The following is a 15,102-nucleotide window of genomic DNA, read 5'->3' as shown; positions in this document are numbered from 1 at the left end:
ACACACTCACCGCACCACCCACAACAGCCCACCCCCCCCCCCCGCCGCCCCGCCCCCCCCGGCGCCCGCCGGCTCGCCCGGGATCCGGCCGGCGGCTATGCGTCGCGCATCCGCAGGAGCAGCCCGCCGCCCAGGAGCGCCGCGGTGGCCCAAGCGGCGAGTACGCTCAGGCCGGCCCATGGGCTGAGCGGGAGGCCGGCGAGGTCGGTGGTGGCCTGGATGGCGAGCCCGGCGTTCATCGGGGAGATCTGCCAGAGGAGCCGCTGCCAGTCCTCGTCGGCGATCACGAGAATGAGGGCGGGGAAGAGGTAGAGCAGGCCGAGCACGACCCCGATGGCGGTGGCGGAGTCTCGTACGGCGGTGGCGACCCCCAGGCTGAACAGGGCGATCAGCGCCAGGTAGAGGACCGAGCCGACGGCGGCGCGCAGCATGGGACCGCTGGTGAGGAGGAGCGTGTCGGCGGGGAACCCGTTGTCGAGCAGGATGCGCCGCGCGGCCAGCGCGGAGGCGAGCACGGCGACGCTCCCGGCGATCAGTGTCAAGCCGGCCAGAATGATCGCCTTGGCGGCCAGGACGCCGGTCCGGCGCGGCATGGCGGTCAGGGTGAGGCGGATCATGCCGGTGCCGTATTCGTCGGTGATCGCCAGGACGGCCAGGATGGCGACGACCGCCTGGCTCACCTGGACCCCGAACAGGCCGATCTTGGCGGGGTCGTAGCCGCAGTCCTCCGAGGCACAGGACACGACGGCGGAGGCCGCGACGCTGACGGCGACGGTCAGCACCACGACCGCGAGCAGCAGCCGGCCGGTGCCGGCCAGGGTGCGGAGTTTCGTCCACTCCGCATGCAGGTGCTCTCTCACGCACTCCTCCCGCGACATCGGAGGAGGTCCCCATGGGGATGTCTCATGCGTCCCTCCTGCGGAGTCGAAGGACGGCCGATCCGAGGGCGAGCGCGGTATAACCGGCCAGCACGGCCAGACCGGCCCACGGCGGCAGCGGGTAGAACCCGGCGATGGGCGCGTAGTGGCCGAGCACGTGCGCGTACTGCGGGATGCTCTGCTGCGTGGCGAAGCCGGCCGCCGGGGTGACGCGCAGCAGCCATTGCGCCGCGCTGTCCGGCAGGACCGAGGTGGTGGCGAGGACATGCGGGACCACGATCACCGCGATGGCGGTGATGACCGCCGCGACACTGCGCCGCAGGAGCGCGCCGAGGGCGAGGGCGAGCACGGCGGCCAGCGCGAACAGCGCCGCCATGCCGACCACGATGCGCACCTGGGTGAGCCCGGACACCGGGAGGACGGCGTTGCCGTTGTCGCGCAGGATCCGCCCGCCGACCGTGAAGGTGATCGCCGTGGCGGGCAGGGCGGCCGCGAAGGTGACCAGGCCGAGCGCCAGCGCCTTGGCCGCCAGCGTCCGGCCGCGGCGCGGGCCGGCCAGCAGGGTGAGGCGGATCAGGCCGTGCCGGTACTCGGCGGTGACGAACATGACCGCCACCACGATCACCAGGATCAGGCCGGTCAGCGCGCTGCTGAGGGGACGTTCGAGGGTCGGGCCCTCGATGGCCGGCGCGATGTCGCCGACGCCGGTGACGGAGAAGGCGCCGCCGGACCAGCCGGCGCGGCCCGGGTGGTGCTCGGCACCATCGGGACCGATGGTGACGCCGATGTCGTCGTTGCGCCACGCGCCAGGCGTGCTGCCCTGCAGCGTGACCTGGTCGAACTCGCCGGTGGCTTCGGTGAAGCGGGCCGCCGCGACGGACCCGCCGAGATCCCCCTGCGTGACCGTCAGATCCCCGGGGGAGGTCGCGAACAACCCGACCTGGACGGTCGCCGGTAGCCCGGCCAGGGCTGCGGTGCCGATCTCGGTCCAGTGCGTGCCGTCGGCGGACTCGTACCCGGTGAGGGTGTCGCCGGCGCGGGTCAGCCGCAGCCAGCGCGGCGACTGCCGGGAGACGCCGCCCGGCCGGCCGGCCGTGTCATGGGTGAAGTTGTGCTGCATCCGCACCCCGTGCGCGCCGGTCATCATCACCGCCGCGTAGGCGGAGCCCTGCTTGGTGCTCTCCTTGATCATGACTCCGGCCTTCGCCCACGGCACGAGCCCGGCAACCTCGTTGCGCGCCCCTGGGGTGACGTCGGGCTTACGGATCCTGCCGGTCATGGAGGTGAGGCGGACGGTGATGCCGCCGTCCCCGGCCAGCGGCCGATGCACGAAGGAGAACTTGTCGTCCACCGCTTCGCCGTCCGGCCCCGTCAGAGGCGGTGGACAGGCGACCTCGACCGGACCGGCGCTGCACGAGGCGTGGTTGCTGGACGCCGACAGCAACCCGAGCAGCACGGTGACCAGCGCCGCCGCCGTCAAGGTGACCACCCAGCCGCGCACCGTCCTGAACTTGGTCCACTCGGCGCGCAGCAACCGCCCGAACCCTCCGCGCCCGGTCTGCGGTTCCGAGCGGTGTGAAAGGGCGCTCATCGTGCCGTTCCCCGGTACTCGACCGCATGGGCGGTGAGGTCCATGTACGCCTGCTCCAGCGTCACCCGATGCGTCGCCACCTCGGAGAACGGCACCGCGTTGGCGTTGAGCACGGCCACGACGTGCTCCGACGGCAGCCCTGAGACGACGATCGTGTCGCGATCGGTGACGGCCGTCGTGGCGCCGGCCTGGCCCAGTACGGACATCGCCGCCGAGGGCGCCGCCGTCCGCAGTGTGACCCGGCCGCGGGAGGCGGTCGTGATGAGATCGGCCACGCTGGTGTCGGCGATGACGCGGCCCCTGCCCACCACCACGAGATGGTCGGCGGTGTCCTCCAGTTCGCTCATCAGATGGCTGGACACCAGCACGGCCCTCCCTTCGCCGGCCAGCGACCGCAGGAAGCCGCGCATCCACACGATGCCCTCGGGATCAAGGCCGTTGACCGGCTCGTCCAGCATGAGCACCGGCGGATCCCCGAGCAGCGCGGCCGCGATGCCGAGCCGTTGGCGCATGCCCAGCGAGAAGCCGCCCGCCTTGCGCCGGGCGGCGGAGTGCATCCCCACCTGCTGGAGCACCTCGTCGACCCGCCTGCCGTCCAGGCCCTGGGAGTGGGCCAGCCACAGCAGGTGGTTGCGCGCGGTGCGGCTCGGCTGCAGCGCCCCGGCGTCCAGCAGCGCGCCGACGTGGGTGAGCGGGTCGCGCAGGCTGGTGTACGGCCGTCCGCCGATCAGCGCCTGGCCCTCGTCGGCCGCGTCCAGGCCGAGGATCACCCGCATCGTGGTGGACTTGCCCGCCCCGTTGGGGCCGACGAACCCGGTGACCTGGCCGGGCGGCACGGTGAACGACATGCCGTCCAGCGCCAGGGTCGAGCCGAATCGTTTGCGCAGCCCGCTGACTTCGATGGTTGCTCGCATGCGATCGGTTGTACGGACCCGGCTGTAACACGGGCCGAACGGAGGCTGTCACATCGCTGTCAGGTCCGGCACGGCCTCCTGGAACTCATGCGAAAGCGGCGACGACCGGCGCACACCGTACGATCGCGCTTCGCCGCCCTGGGCGGTGCCATGTTCCTGCTGGCCATCACCACTCTTGTGGGCCTCGGAGTGACGCGGGTCAGTCGATCTTCCGGTTCTCGGCGATGGCGGCGACGAGACGGTCGTGGCCGTCCAGGATCACGTAGCAGTGGAGTCCGCTGAACCACCAGAGCAAGGCGGGCGGCAGGATTCCCTCCCGAGCCTGCTTGCGGTAGGCCTGCGCTCTGCCGTGGTCGGGCGGTGACATCTGCCGCAGGGGCATGACCTTCCATGAGCCGGTGAACCAGTCGACGTAGCCGTCTGGATGATCAACGAGCAACAGGGAACGCCATCGGTCGGCCGACACGTCCTCCCCGGCAAGCCGCCGGGAGAGCACCCACCGCCCCTCGTGGAACGGACCGATGGGGGAGGCTGCCAGGGCGTCGGCGAAGCGATGCGCCCAGCGGGCGTACCAGGGCGGTTGCCCCGGCTCGGTGATCGCGCGCGCCTCGGCGGCCCGCAAGGGAGCCAGGGGTGACCGGTAGTTCTCCGTACGGGAGTATTCGACTCCGCCTCGGTCGTCGTCGATCTTGGCGAACAGCACCGCATCCGGCCCCTGCGACAGGACCATCCGATTCCCGTTCGCCGCCTCCGGCCGCAGTCCCGGCAGGGCCGCGTGCTGAAGCTCCAGGCCGAGGCCGACCCAGGATTCGCTGTCGGCCGCCCCTGTCAGATCCGTCCGGCGCACCCGGCCGATCCTATCTGCGGGCCGCCGTGGTGGGTGGTGAGGTCCGTGTCCGTCGCGGGGAAGCGGAGTCAGGCGATGGTGAGCGGCCCGCCGGCCAGGTACGCCGCCAGCGGACCGGTCATCCGGGTCCGTGCCGGCGGCTGCAGGGCCAGCTCATTGGCGCAGGTGGCGAGGTGGCCGACCTCGTCGGAGGCCGTGGGGTCGAGGTCGCCGAGCAGTTCGACCGCACGCGGGACCACCCGGGAGAGGGCGTCCTGCACGCAGTACCGGACGTGGAGCGAGTCGGCGAGCGTCGACTCGTCCGGGCCGCCTGCGTCGATCCGGCAGGCGACGGCCTCCGCGGCCGACATCGCGCCCTCGGTCTCCACCATCAGCCGGACCCGTTCGGACTCGGGCACCCGGTCGTCGAGCAGCACCCGCTCGACCAGTGCGCTGGCGGCCCCGAGGCGGCTGCCGGTCATCAGCAGCTGGTACCAGGCGAAGCTCGCGGTCAGCAGTACGTGCAGTTGCCCGTCGAGGGACGAGGCGCGCAACGGTCTCAGGTGGTGGGGTGCGGGCAGTGGTTCATGAACCGTCGCGTCCGGGGCCGAGGAAGTGGCGGATCACGGCGGCCACGCGCTCGGGGCGACCGCGCTGGGCGGCGTTCACGGTGGCGCTGTGGTCGAGCCCTTCCAGGAGCGTGCGCCGGGCGTGCGGCAGGACCCGTTCCAGCCGCTCCAGGGCGGCACGCAGGTAGGCGGGGCTCTTGCTGCCGCCGAGCAGCAGCACTTCGGGCTGTACCGTCCCGTACTCGGTCAGGTCGCCCGACGCGTCCGCGGCCAGCCGGATGTCCTGGCGCAGTGTCGGAGCGAGCTGTTCGAACGTCGGTGGCCCGCCGGGCACGGCGTCCTTGCCCTCGCTCCTCAGCATCAGGCCGGTCAGCAGTTCGAGCACCCGGCGCGGCAGGACCTGGAAGATCGGCGGCCCGAGCCGGGCGGCCTTCATGCCGGTGACGAGCGCCGCCGCGGTCCGGCCTTCCACGATCTCCCGGTCGAGGCGGGGCAGGCAGGCGGCCGGGGCCGACCCGTCGGTGAAGAGCGGCGGCTCGAAGACGACGGCGCTGTCCAGATCGGGGCGGACGAGCAGGGTGCGCAACGTGATGATCGCGCCTGAGCTCACGCCCGCGACGTGGCGTGCGCCGGTGGCGTCGATCAGCGCCTCCAGGTCCTCCACCTCCCGGTGCAGGCCGTAGCCGGGGCCGACGGGACCGCTGCGGCCGCGGCCGCGACGGTCGGGCAGGTAGCAGGTGAAGTCCTGGGACAGGGCCTCGGCCAGTTCGAGCTGGCTGTCTCCCGTCTGCATGGCGCCGTGCAGGATCACCAGGCCGGGGCCGTGCCCGATCTCGCGGTAGCCGATCGTGGTGCCGTCGGCCGACGTCACCGAGCCGATGGTGGTCGTGGTCATGATGGCTTCCCTTCGTTGCGGTACGGGAAGGGAGCCCGGCTATCGTTGTCCGTGGTATCTCGTGGCCGGGGCTCCGCTTCGCGGTTTCTTCGGTTCCCGAGGTCTCCCGGCGGTGGTGTTGCAGCACCGCCGCCGGGATCTTTCACTCTTCGGTCGTGTGGAAGGCGCGCCAGGCGTCCAGGTCGGGGAACGTGCCCTCGGACAGTTCCGTCAGCAGCGAGCGCACCCAGGCGGCCTGTGCCTCCAGCATCGCCAGCGCGTACTCCGACTCGATGAGGAAGAGCCTGGGCACTTCGCCCCGCTCCTCCGCCAGGGTCCGGCGGGCGTCCTCGATGCGTTCCGCCAGCAGCCGCGACCGCCGTCGTAGCAGCGTTGCGACCTCGTCGGGACGGAGGCCGCCCATCACCGACAGCCCGGCCTCGAACGACGACGGCTCCCGTCGGGGGGTGGACAGCAGTTCGCGGGTCCAGTCCGCGGCCTCGCGGCGTCCGGCTTCGGTGACGCGGTAGACGGTCCGTTCGGGGCGGGCGCCCTGCCGGCCGCTCTCCACCGCTTCCAGCAGTCCGTGTTTGGCGAGGTTCCGTACGACGGTGTAGAGCGAGCCCCACTTGATGGGCATGTCCTGGTCCTTGCCCCGGGCCCGCAGTACGGAGGCCATCTCGTAGGGATGCATGGGCCGCTGGACGGCGATGGTGAGCACGGCCAGCGCCAGCAGATTCCTCACCGGTCGCCGCTCGGCCATCCTCATCACCTCCTCACTCGCACACGATTACTCGTAGACGAATATACGTATGCGAGCATCGAGCCGCAAGAGGCATCCGCACGGCGCGGCCGTAGCCGTGCGTTCATCGAAGGTCGGTGAGCGGCCGGCAGCGGCGGGGACCGGGGGGGCGGGTCGCCCTGAAGCGCCACAGGCGGTTCCGCGCCTGCCGACAATCCTGTCCGGCCAGGTCATGGCCTTGCGTAGCCCGGACTGGCAGAGGCGGTCTCCACCCGTCCAGGCAGGAAACTCCGAGCGGCATGATGATCGTTCGTGCTTCTTCGCCCGGCGTGTTTCACCGTCCGGATCAGCGCCATCTGACGTGACTGTAGGGAGTCGATGTCGCGCTGTGCAACCGCACGGAATCCGGCGTGAGCCGCGTTCGGCGGCGGGAAGACGCTCGGCTCGTTGACCAGCGGGAACGCCGCGAACGCCGGATTCCGTTACCAATCTCTCTGCCTCCCGAAACGGGTCCCGCCTTCGAGGTGTACGGGTCCAGGGTGCTCGGCCCCGTCTACGGAGCCGGTGTGGCCTCGTCGGCCAACCCGCCGCAGAACACTTGCCTGAGAAGGTTGGGCAGCGCCTTCGAGAACGCCTGTGCCAGGTCGGGTGCGACGTCCCCGAAGGTGATCGAAGCGGTCAGGGTCTTCTTTCCATCGGGCGTGCTGAGCATCGCCGTCGAGTAGCCCCCCGTGGCGCTGCCGTTGTGGTTGAGGACGATGCCGCAGCCCGGACCCAGGTCCTGCACGTACATCCCGAGGCCGTAACTGCCGAAGATGCCGGCGCTCTTCGGGTGCGGCTCGCGCATCTCGGCCATCAGCCGGGCCGGAAGGAGCTTGCCGCCGTTCAGCGCGGAGAAGAACGTGTGGAGATCCTTGGTGGTCGAGATCATGTCACCGTTGCCGGCCTGCAGGGAGGGGTTCTGGCGGGTGACGTCGACCACCTTCCACCGGCCGCCCTCGTCCTGGTAGCGGTAGTAGCCGTGGGCGTGCGGGGCGGGGAGATCCGTGGTGCCCGGCACCACGGTGCCTCGCAGCTTGAGCGGCCGCAGGATCCGTCGCTTCATCTCCTCGGCGAGCGAGTGGCCGGTGACCTTCTCGATCAGCAGCTGGGCCAGTGTGTAGTTGGTGTTGGAGTAGCTCCAGCCCTTTCCCGGCTCGAACCGCGCCAGCCTGGACATCGCGAAGCGCACCAGCTCCTCCGGCTGGTAGGTCTTGAACCGGTTGTCCACCCACTCCTTGCCCGCCGCGGGGATCCCCGGCTCGACCGAACCGTCAGGGCGGAACTCGCCGGTGTAGGCGTACAACCCGCTGGTGTGCTGCAGCAGCATCCGCACCGTGATCCGCCGGTCCAGCTCGAACTCGGGCAGGTAGTCTGCCACCGGCGCATCCAGTCCGATCTTGCCGTCGGCCACCAGTTGCAGTACCACGGTCGCGATGAAGGGCTTGGTGGCGCTGCCGATCCGGAAGTGCCCGTTCGTCGGCGGCTTGGCGCTCGCGCCCAGCTTGCGCTGCCCGGCGCTGCCGACCCACTCGCCCCGCTCATCGTTCACGCGCGCCTGCATCCCGAGGAAGCCGGCATCGACGAACGCCTGGATGGCCTTCTGCAGTTCCGGGCGGTCTTGTCCGGCAGCGGCCTTCGGCACGGCCCTGCTGTCCGCGGCGGCCACGGCCGGGGCGGCCGCCCCGGCCAGCAGCGCGGCCGCCAGCGCCGTGACCGCCACTCGCGGGGAGACCCGCGGCCTCCGCACCCTGGTGCTCTTGACGGTATGGAGAGATTGATCCATGACCACTCCTCGCTACGCGATAGTACGTGTCTTGCGCAGCTCGAAAGCTACGTTGCATTCAGAGATAGGTCAATCCGATGAACAACGTTTTCCCAGGTAAATGGCGACAAATTAGGCGCAATGACCCTGCGCTCGAAAGCAACACCATGTTGCAATGAATGGCGGCTAAGGCAACACTGGCGGCATGCCAGGACGACGATTGACCCAGCAGGACCGCCAGCGCATCGCGGCCGGACTCGCTGACGGACTCTCCTACCGCGAGATCGCCAGGCGGCTCGACCGGCCGACCTCGACGATCACCCGGGAGCTCGCACGCAACGGCGGCCCCGCCGGCTACCGGCCCCAGCAGGCACACCAAGCGACGATCCAGCGGGCCCGGCGCGGCACACCGGCCCCTCCGCTCGAGGCCACACCGCCGGTCACCACGATGGAACAGGAGATCATCGAAATGGTGGTCAGAGCGGGGATGCCGAGGACGGCCGCGCGCGTGCACCACGACCTGATGCTGGCCGAGGACGGCAGGCGCACCGCCGCCGAACTGGCCCACCGACTGAAGGTCAGCCCGGCCTCCGTCTCCGTGGCCGTGAACTTCCTGGCCCAGCAGGGATTCGTCCGTCGCGAGCGCGATCCGCGGCGGCGTCGCGACATCTACGTGATCGACGACGAGGCCTGGTACCACGCGATCATGATCAGCGAGCGGCGGACGCTCGAGACAGTGCGGGCCGCGACGGCGGCGGCGGAGACGTACGGGCTCGACAGCCCCGTGGGGCGACGGCTGGCCAAGACGGCGGCGTACCTGGAACACGTCAGCCTGGACATCATGGAGTCAGCCGGCCGCTGGCGCCACCTCCTGACGTGACGGGTCTCAGCCGAACCACCTGGCGAGAGCGAGATCAAACTTCGGCGACACCCTCTTGGATCAAGGCGCCGGACACGGCCATGGAAGGTGGTCGTCTGCGTCCGGAATCCACCTCGCCCGGACCTGTCAGGCGGCGTCCAGCGCGGGCCCGTTGCACCGCCTGGCCGGACGTCGTCGGTGGTATCGAGTGCGACAGAGATCGCGTGCCTGACCGGCTGGGCGAAGCTCAAGCACGTCGAGGATGTGGCGGTGGAGGGGGCCCGGTACTGACGCCACTCGGTCCTCAGGGTCGCCACCATCGAAAGACGGCTCACCGCGCCCCTGCCCATGGGCACAGCCCGCCTCCGCAAGGCGATCACGGCCGGATCAGGTCGGCGACCTCCCCGGGCAGGCCGGGTGAAGTCAGGACATGCCCCATCCCTGGCACGACGTGCAGTACCGCTCCTGGGCTCGCGGCAGCCAGGGCCTCGCCGTGGCCGACAGGACGCCCCGCTCCAAGGTGTGCGCCAACGCCCAGGACATCCGTGCACTGGCGGAATTACTCTGCACTTTCGGTGCTCGGAAGAGTGCGGAGGTAGAAGACCTCAGGATCACCTTCATCGAGGCCGTGCACCATCCCTACCGGCCGCCAGCCGACCCGCTGGAGCAGCCGCTGCATGGGATGGTTGGACAGGTTCGTTGAGGTGAACAGCTTCGCGGTCCGGCATGAAGCTGCTGCGGCGCGCAGTAGCCTCTCGCCGACGCCATGCCCCCGGGCGGCCTCAGCCACCATAAGCATCGTCACGAAGCCCTGCTCGAAGAAGGTGTACTCGACGACGCAGTAGCCGACCAGGCCGGCCGGAGTGCCGGCCACAAGGACGGACCCGTCGCGACACCAACGTTCGATGCTGCCGCGCCGCTCGCCTCCATCGGATCTCGCGACCGAATCAAGGACGACGAGGGCCTCGGCATCGACCGCTTCGCCGGCTCGAACAGACAGCGCGCGGAAGTTGTCGGTGTTCATAGGAGCGATCTTCCTCTACTGACAAGATCCCTCCTGGTGCAGGGATGCATACGGCGCCGCCACCGTGGCGATGGTCTACAGCGCCGGCCCCGCCAACGGGCGCATGCCGGCGGCCGGGTCTCCGTCCTGTACTGGGGTGTACTGTCGGCCCTGGTAGCGGCGGTGATCCGGTCCTGGCCTGCGACACTTCGCTGTGGAGTGATGAGGTGTGGGTGGCCGACTCCACGCCGGTGGAGTGCGGCCGCTCGGCGGAGACCCGCGCGGCGCAGCGCCCTGGCCGGGTGGGCCGAGTCCGGCTACTGTGCCTCCCATTCCCGCTACTTCTGGGGGCTGCGCCTGCACCTGGTGGGCACCCTGGGCGGGTTGCCGGTGTTGTTCGCGCTGAGCGGTGCCAAGGCCGATGAGCGCGAGGTGCTGTTGGGCATGCGGGCCACCGCTCCCCGGGTACTGGCCGAGCATCGGCATCCGACGCTCAGCGCCGACCGGCAGTTGGCCTGGTCAGCGCAGTCGGAGACCAGGCCGCAGGGGGCAGCGTCGGCCGCTAGGTTCCGGCGTCGTCCGCTAGGTTCCGGCGGCGCGCTCGCGTTCGTATTCGGCGTTGATCCGCAGCGCCTCGGCGAGCTGGTCTTCCAGGATGATGATCCGGCAGGCTGCTTCCACGGGAGTGCCCTGATCGACGAGCTCTCGGGCGCGCGTGGCCAGGCGCAGTTGGTAACGGGAGTAGCGGCGGTGGCCGCCGCCGGAGCGTTTCGGCTCGATCAGGTGGGCGGCGCCCAGGGCCCGCAGGAACGTGGGAGTGACGCCGAGCATTTCGGCGGCAGCGCCCATGCTGTAGGCGGGGTAGTCCTCATCGTCGAAGCGGTCTTCGGCCGTGCGTTCGGCCGTTGTTTTCGTAATCCTGCCGCGAGCCAGTGTGTCACCCTCGGCAGCCGAGCGACGTTGATCCATATATTCCCTTCTCGTCACGCGTACAGGGGCCCCGGCGCCTGTTGCGCCGGGGCCCCGAAAGAGTTCAACACCATCTACCGGCCATCCGGCCGGCTTACTGTTGTGCGCATCCGCCGCAGACAGCGGCGGTGATGCGCGGATCGCGGATGCGTGACCGTAGACCACCTTCCAATCCCGTGGAACTGCGGTACCCGAGCGGCGGAACTTCAGCCGGCAACGGGCGATCCCGATGGCGTCAACACTCCCTTCTTCCTTCTCTTCCGGATCACTTGCCAACTTCACCTTCGGCAGCGCGTCCACGATCAGGGCCCCTATCCACTGCGCTGGCCCGTCACGTCCGACCTTCTGCCGTCAACCTCTGACTTCGTCTTGCTGCGGGCAGTTCGTCGTGATGCCAAGGAACTACTTCGCTGCCCGGTGGATCCGTTTCTTGCGATGTCAGAAACCATAATGCCCACACTCGCGAATGTCTACCCCCGCCACTACAGATTTTCGGCTCCGGGCGTGGCAGCCTTCCGACCGGCCGGCGGCGAGGGCGGCTGGGATGGGTCTCCAGCTGGGCGGCATTGGACGCGTCGTCCTCGCCGGCCATACACGACAGGCGGCCACGGCCGGACAAGAAGCGGCCGCTCCGCGCGGCGCATCCGACGGTGTTCGACGACGGCACGGCGGCTTACGCGCGCAGGCGTCGGCTGATGTGGCGTTCGTCGATCCGGGCAAGGGGTGGAGCGCTTCGCCGTACAGGGTGTAGGTCTTGGGAAAGATGAGGCACTCGACGGCGGCGTCGTGGTCTTCGAGGGTGACGATCGCCCAGGGGCTGCCCTGCTTGGTGATCTTGCGCTGCAGACCGGAGACGATGCCGCTGACGCGGACGGGTGCGTCCTGTCGCCCGGAGGACCGCAGCTCGGCGATGGTGGTGTCGCGGTTGGCGTCCAGGACGTGTTCGGCTCCGTCGAGCGGATGGCTGCTGACGTACAGGCCGAGCATTTCGCGTTCGAAGGCGAGCAGGGTGGCGCGGTCCCATTCGCCCTGCGGGATCGCGGTCGAGAACGCGCTGCTCCGGCCGGGCTCGCCGAACAGCGAGTCCTGGCCGTGGGCCTCGTTGCGCCTGAGGTCGACGACCGCGTCGACGGCCTGCTCGTGCACCGCCACCAGGGCCTTCCTGTGGTGGCCCAGGCTGTCAAAGGCGCCGGAGCGGATCCGGGCGACGTTGCGGGCGGCGCTGAACCACGCGGTACGTGAGGACCTGATCGCCGTCGATCCGGCGCAGGGCGTCCGGTTGCCCGCGCCGGTGCGGACGCATCCGGTGGTGTGGACGGCTCGTCGGGAGACGGCCTGGCGGCGCGGGGAGGTGGCCGGACTACGTTGGCCGGAAGATCGGCAAGCCTCGGGAGGCGACGTGACTCACATGCGGCTCACCATGACTCGCGATCGTCTGACGCGACTACGGATCCGCGTGAAGCCGCAGGTGGGCGTGGTAGGGCGGGTGGGACTTGAACCCACGACCCACGGATGGCAGGTCGTTGGCGGGCGGCACGTGCGATCGGGTCGGTACAGGCTCCCTGGGGGCCACGTGCGGCCGGTCCTGGTACTGGTTCAGCGCCCACAGCCCCACGATGTCGGTGATCGCGAGGACGAGCACCACGAGGATGACCAGGATGAGCCGGCGTCTGCGCTCACGCCGTCGCCATTCGCCCTGGACCCGGCGGTAGGCGTCCGGGGCCGGCTGGACGCCGTTGGCGAGTTTGTCGAGAACCTCGCGTAGCTGGTCCTCGGTGCTGGCGGGGCCGGTCGTCATCGTCGCTCCTGCATGATCTTGGTGAGGGTGGCCATGCCGCGGCTGGTGTGCGCCTTGACCGCACCGCAGGAGATGCTCATGGCTTCGGCTATGTCGCTTTCGCGTAGACCGAGCCAGTAGCGCAGGACGAGGGCCTCTCGCTGCCGGGCCGAGAGCCGCTGCAGGGCCTCGATGAGCGCTTTCTGATCGTCGTGGAGCAGGGCGACGCTTTCGGCCGACCGCTCGAGGTCAGTGGTCCAATCGGTGTGCTTGCGGATGACCTGCAAGTGGCGCAGTCTCATGCGGGCCAGGTTGCACACCACCGAGCGCAGGTAGGGCAGGGCGGCCTCGGCCGAGCGCAGCCTGCTCCAGCGGCGGTGCAGCTGGCAGAACGCCTCGGCGACGATGTCCTCCGCGTCGTCGGCGCCGAGCAGCACGGCCAGCCGGAGCAGGCCGGTGTAGTGCGTCTCGAACAGCTGCGTCAGCGCGGCCTCGCGTCCGGCGTCCGGCGGGCCGGGGGTGGGCGGTCCCCCGGCGGACGGCCCGTCCGTCCGTGCCGGGGGCGGCGTGTCGACCGATACGGAGCCGGATTCGGCGAACGTCGGCAATGGTATGGGTGGCCGAATCCCGGTCATGTGATCGTCTCCGCTTCGGGGGGTAGGGGGACCGGAGAGCTCGACGCCGGAGTGTGCGTTCTGGCCACCCGGTTGAAGAGCGGGGTCAACGTCACGACGACGGTGAGGTTCAGTGTCATGGCGACCACCGCGGCGTATGCCTGGATCTCCTGGCCGCCCACGCCCAGGGGCACCAGCGACGAGAATCCGCTGTGCACCACCAGGAGGGTGCCCGCGGCCATACCGCTCATCCACCCGGCCAGTAACGCCCAGGGGTGCAGACGGCGGGTGAACACGCCGAGCGCCACGGCAGGGAAGGTCTGCAGGATCCAGACGCCGCCCAGCAGTTGAAGATTGATGGCGTCCTGGTTGCGCAGTCCGAACACGAAGACGACCGCCCCGACCTTGGTGCTGAGCGAGACCATCTGGGCGATCCGTGTCTGGTGCTTGGGTGTGGCCCTCGGATGGAAGTACTCGACGTAGATGTTGCGAACGAACGAGGTCGCCACTGCGATCGACATGACCGCCGCCGGTACGAGCGCGCCCACGGTGAGAGCGCCGAAGACCAGACCGGTGAGGGCGGCGGGCATCAGGTCCTTGACGAGCAGGGGGACGGCGGTTTCCGCGCCGGTGGATGGGGGCTGGATGCCGGCGGCGAGCGCAGCGACGCCGAGCATGGCGAACAGTCCGAGCACCGCCGTCCACAGGGGCAGCGCGACCGCCGCGCGGCGCAGCGTGTCCGGGCCGGACGCGGCGAAGGCGGCCGTCAGCACGTGGGGGTACATCAGCAGGGCGAGGGCCGAGCCGAGGGCCAGGGTGGCGTAGACGGGGAACTGGCTCGGATCGAGCGTCAACGACGCCTGAGTCGTCTCCCCGCCGGACAGTGCGCGCTCCGCGCTGTCGAACATCGGCCCGGGCCCGCCGAACCGATCGAGGACGAGGAAGGAGACGGCCAGGATCGCGCAGAAGACGGCCGCGCCCTTCATCAGCGAGATGATCGCCGGCGCGCGCAGCCCGTGCCGGTAGGTCGCCACGGCGAGGACAGCGAACACGGCGACCAGCGCGAGGTCGCCGAGCGCCCCCCTCGGGTACAGCCCGACGGCGGACAGGATCGAACGGATGCCCACCAGTTGCAGCGCGATGTAGGGCATGGTCGCCAGCACGCCGGTCGCCGCGACGACCAGTGCGAGGGCGGGGGAGCCGTAATGACCCCGGACGAAGTCCGCGGGGGTGATGTACCCGTGCCGACGCGCCGCCGACCAGAGCCGGGGGAGCAGTACGAACGCCAGCGGGCACATGATCACGGTGTACTGCAGGGCGAAGAACCCGAGCGCGCCCGTGCCGTACACCAGACCTGGTACGGCGGCGAACGTGTAGGCCGTGTAGATGGTCCCGCCGAGCAGGAACCACGTCGTCGGGGTGCCGAACTGGCGGCGCGCCAGCGCCCAGTCCTCCAACGTGGGCAGCTCGGGAGGCGGCCGGAACCAGCGCGCGGCGACCGCGAGCAGGGAGGTGCCGCCGAGCACGGCGAGGAACGTCACCGTGCTCATCGGCTCAATCATCGGCCACCGTCCACAACGCCCGGGAAGTACTTCTAAGTTGCGTAATCCGCACTGCTGGTTGACACGAAATCTCCTCGAAATCGGCGTAAACCAGATCGGAACCGTCCGCAACCCTTGCAA

15 protein-coding genes are annotated in these 15,102 nt (G+C 70.1%); 1 reads left to right on the top strand and 14 read right to left on the bottom strand.

Annotation, left to right across the window (positions count from 1 at the left end; all coding sequences use genetic code 11):
* Positions 1 to 95 precede the first annotated feature (95 nt).
* From ABZ815_RS29430 to ABZ815_RS29395, 8 genes are all read right to left on the bottom strand, one after another.
* Positions 96 to 860 carry an ABC transporter permease gene (locus ABZ815_RS29430; protein ID WP_357703481.1) on the bottom strand — a complete coding sequence of 255 codons (765 nt, stop codon included), beginning with the start codon at positions 858 to 860 and terminating at the stop codon, positions 96 to 98.
* A gap of 43 nt (positions 861 to 903) precedes the next feature.
* A complete protein-coding gene (locus tag ABZ815_RS29425) occupies positions 904 to 2,469 on the bottom strand; it encodes an ABC transporter permease subunit (protein WP_357703479.1) in 1,566 nt (521 codons plus the stop codon).
* Positions 2,466 to 3,383 carry an ABC transporter ATP-binding protein gene (locus ABZ815_RS29420; protein ID WP_357703477.1) on the bottom strand — a complete coding sequence of 306 codons (918 nt, stop codon included), beginning with the start codon at positions 3,381 to 3,383 and terminating at the stop codon, positions 2,466 to 2,468. Before ABZ815_RS29420 ends, ABZ815_RS29425 begins: the two co-directional genes overlap by 4 nt.
* 199 nt (positions 3,384 to 3,582) lie before the next feature.
* Positions 3,583 to 4,230: a hypothetical protein gene (locus tag ABZ815_RS29415; RefSeq protein WP_357703474.1), complete on the bottom strand. Its 648-nt coding sequence runs from the start codon at positions 4,228 to 4,230 to the stop codon at positions 3,583 to 3,585.
* Between the two features lie 68 nt (positions 4,231 to 4,298).
* Positions 4,299 to 4,763 carry a hypothetical protein gene (locus ABZ815_RS29410; RefSeq protein WP_357703471.1) on the bottom strand — a complete coding sequence of 155 codons (465 nt, stop codon included), beginning with the start codon at positions 4,761 to 4,763 and terminating at the stop codon, positions 4,299 to 4,301.
* A gap of 31 nt (positions 4,764 to 4,794) precedes the next feature.
* Complete coding sequence (locus ABZ815_RS29405; protein WP_357703469.1) at positions 4,795 to 5,673, bottom strand: alpha/beta hydrolase; 879 nt, start codon at positions 5,671 to 5,673, stop codon at positions 4,795 to 4,797.
* Positions 5,674 to 5,815: 142 nt separating this feature from the next.
* Positions 5,816 to 6,415, bottom strand: coding sequence for a PadR family transcriptional regulator (locus ABZ815_RS29400; RefSeq protein WP_357703467.1), 600 nt, complete (start codon positions 6,413 to 6,415; stop codon positions 5,816 to 5,818).
* A 532-nt stretch (positions 6,416 to 6,947) separates the two neighbouring features.
* Positions 6,948 to 8,219, bottom strand: coding sequence for a serine hydrolase domain-containing protein (locus ABZ815_RS29395; protein ID WP_357703464.1), 1,272 nt, complete (start codon positions 8,217 to 8,219; stop codon positions 6,948 to 6,950).
* Between the two features lie 184 nt (positions 8,220 to 8,403).
* Here ABZ815_RS29395 and ABZ815_RS29390 point away from each other — a divergent pair, with 184 nt between their 5' ends.
* Complete coding sequence (locus ABZ815_RS29390) at positions 8,404 to 9,078, top strand: helix-turn-helix domain-containing protein (RefSeq protein ID WP_357703462.1); 675 nt, start codon at positions 8,404 to 8,406, stop codon at positions 9,076 to 9,078.
* 538 nt (positions 9,079 to 9,616) lie between these two features.
* Here the strand turns inward: ABZ815_RS29390 and ABZ815_RS29385 are convergent.
* The 6 genes from ABZ815_RS29385 to ABZ815_RS29360 form a co-directional block, all read right to left on the bottom strand.
* On the bottom strand, positions 9,617 to 10,081 hold the full coding sequence (locus ABZ815_RS29385) for a GNAT family N-acetyltransferase (RefSeq protein ID WP_357703459.1): 465 nt from the start codon (positions 10,079 to 10,081) through the stop codon (positions 9,617 to 9,619).
* A 561-nt stretch (positions 10,082 to 10,642) separates the two neighbouring features.
* Entirely contained in the window at positions 10,643 to 10,909 is a 267-nt protein-coding gene (locus tag ABZ815_RS29380) for a MerR family transcriptional regulator (RefSeq protein ID WP_357703728.1), read from the bottom strand.
* A gap of 558 nt (positions 10,910 to 11,467) precedes the next feature.
* Positions 11,468 to 12,181 carry a hypothetical protein gene (locus tag ABZ815_RS29375; RefSeq protein ID WP_357703456.1) on the bottom strand — a complete coding sequence of 238 codons (714 nt, stop codon included), beginning with the start codon at positions 12,179 to 12,181 and terminating at the stop codon, positions 11,468 to 11,470.
* A gap of 292 nt (positions 12,182 to 12,473) precedes the next feature.
* Positions 12,474 to 12,827, bottom strand: coding sequence for a hypothetical protein (locus ABZ815_RS29370; RefSeq protein ID WP_357703455.1), 354 nt, complete (start codon positions 12,825 to 12,827; stop codon positions 12,474 to 12,476).
* Entirely contained in the window at positions 12,824 to 13,441 is a 618-nt protein-coding gene (locus tag ABZ815_RS29365; protein WP_189648234.1) for a SigE family RNA polymerase sigma factor, read from the bottom strand. Before ABZ815_RS29365 ends, ABZ815_RS29370 begins: the two co-directional genes overlap by 4 nt.
* On the bottom strand, positions 13,438 to 14,970 hold the full coding sequence (locus ABZ815_RS29360; protein WP_357703453.1) for a sodium:solute symporter: 1,533 nt from the start codon (positions 14,968 to 14,970) through the stop codon (positions 13,438 to 13,440). The genes ABZ815_RS29365 and ABZ815_RS29360 overlap by 4 nt, the downstream gene beginning before the upstream one ends.
* Between the last annotated feature and the right edge of the window lie 132 nt (positions 14,971 to 15,102).

The sequence above is a fragment of the Nonomuraea sp. NPDC047529 genome (assembly GCF_040642995.1).
Taxonomy (GTDB): Bacteria; Actinomycetota; Actinomycetes; order Streptosporangiales; family Streptosporangiaceae; genus Nonomuraea.
Note: the sequence above shows the minus strand (reverse complement) of the source record. Positions and strands in the feature narration are given on the sequence as shown.

Coding starts and splice junctions, on each gene's coding strand:
- ABZ815_RS29385 (WP_357703459.1), bottom strand. CDS start 10,081: ATGAACACCGACAACTTCCGCGCGCTGTCTGTTCGAGCCGGCGAAGCG.
- ABZ815_RS29390 (WP_357703462.1), top strand. CDS start 8,404: ATGCCAGGACGACGATTGACCCAGCAGGACCGCCAGCGCATCGCGGCC.
- ABZ815_RS29395 (WP_357703464.1), bottom strand. CDS start 8,219: ATGGATCAATCTCTCCATACCGTCAAGAGCACCAGGGTGCGGAGGCCG.
- ABZ815_RS29425 (WP_357703479.1), bottom strand. CDS start 2,469: ATGAGCGCCCTTTCACACCGCTCGGAACCGCAGACCGGGCGCGGAGGG.
- ABZ815_RS29400 (WP_357703467.1), bottom strand. CDS start 6,415: ATGGCCGAGCGGCGACCGGTGAGGAATCTGCTGGCGCTGGCCGTGCTC.
- ABZ815_RS29380 (WP_357703728.1), bottom strand. CDS start 10,909: ATGGGCGCTGCCGCCGAAATGCTCGGCGTCACTCCCACGTTCCTGCGG.
- ABZ815_RS29360 (WP_357703453.1), bottom strand. CDS start 14,970: ATGAGCACGGTGACGTTCCTCGCCGTGCTCGGCGGCACCTCCCTGCTC.
- ABZ815_RS29365 (WP_189648234.1), bottom strand. CDS start 13,441: ATGACCGGGATTCGGCCACCCATACCATTGCCGACGTTCGCCGAATCC.
- ABZ815_RS29370 (WP_357703455.1), bottom strand. CDS start 12,827: ATGACGACCGGCCCCGCCAGCACCGAGGACCAGCTACGCGAGGTTCTC.
- ABZ815_RS29405 (WP_357703469.1), bottom strand. CDS start 5,673: ATGACCACGACCACCATCGGCTCGGTGACGTCGGCCGACGGCACCACG.
- ABZ815_RS29420 (WP_357703477.1), bottom strand. CDS start 3,383: ATGCGAGCAACCATCGAAGTCAGCGGGCTGCGCAAACGATTCGGCTCG.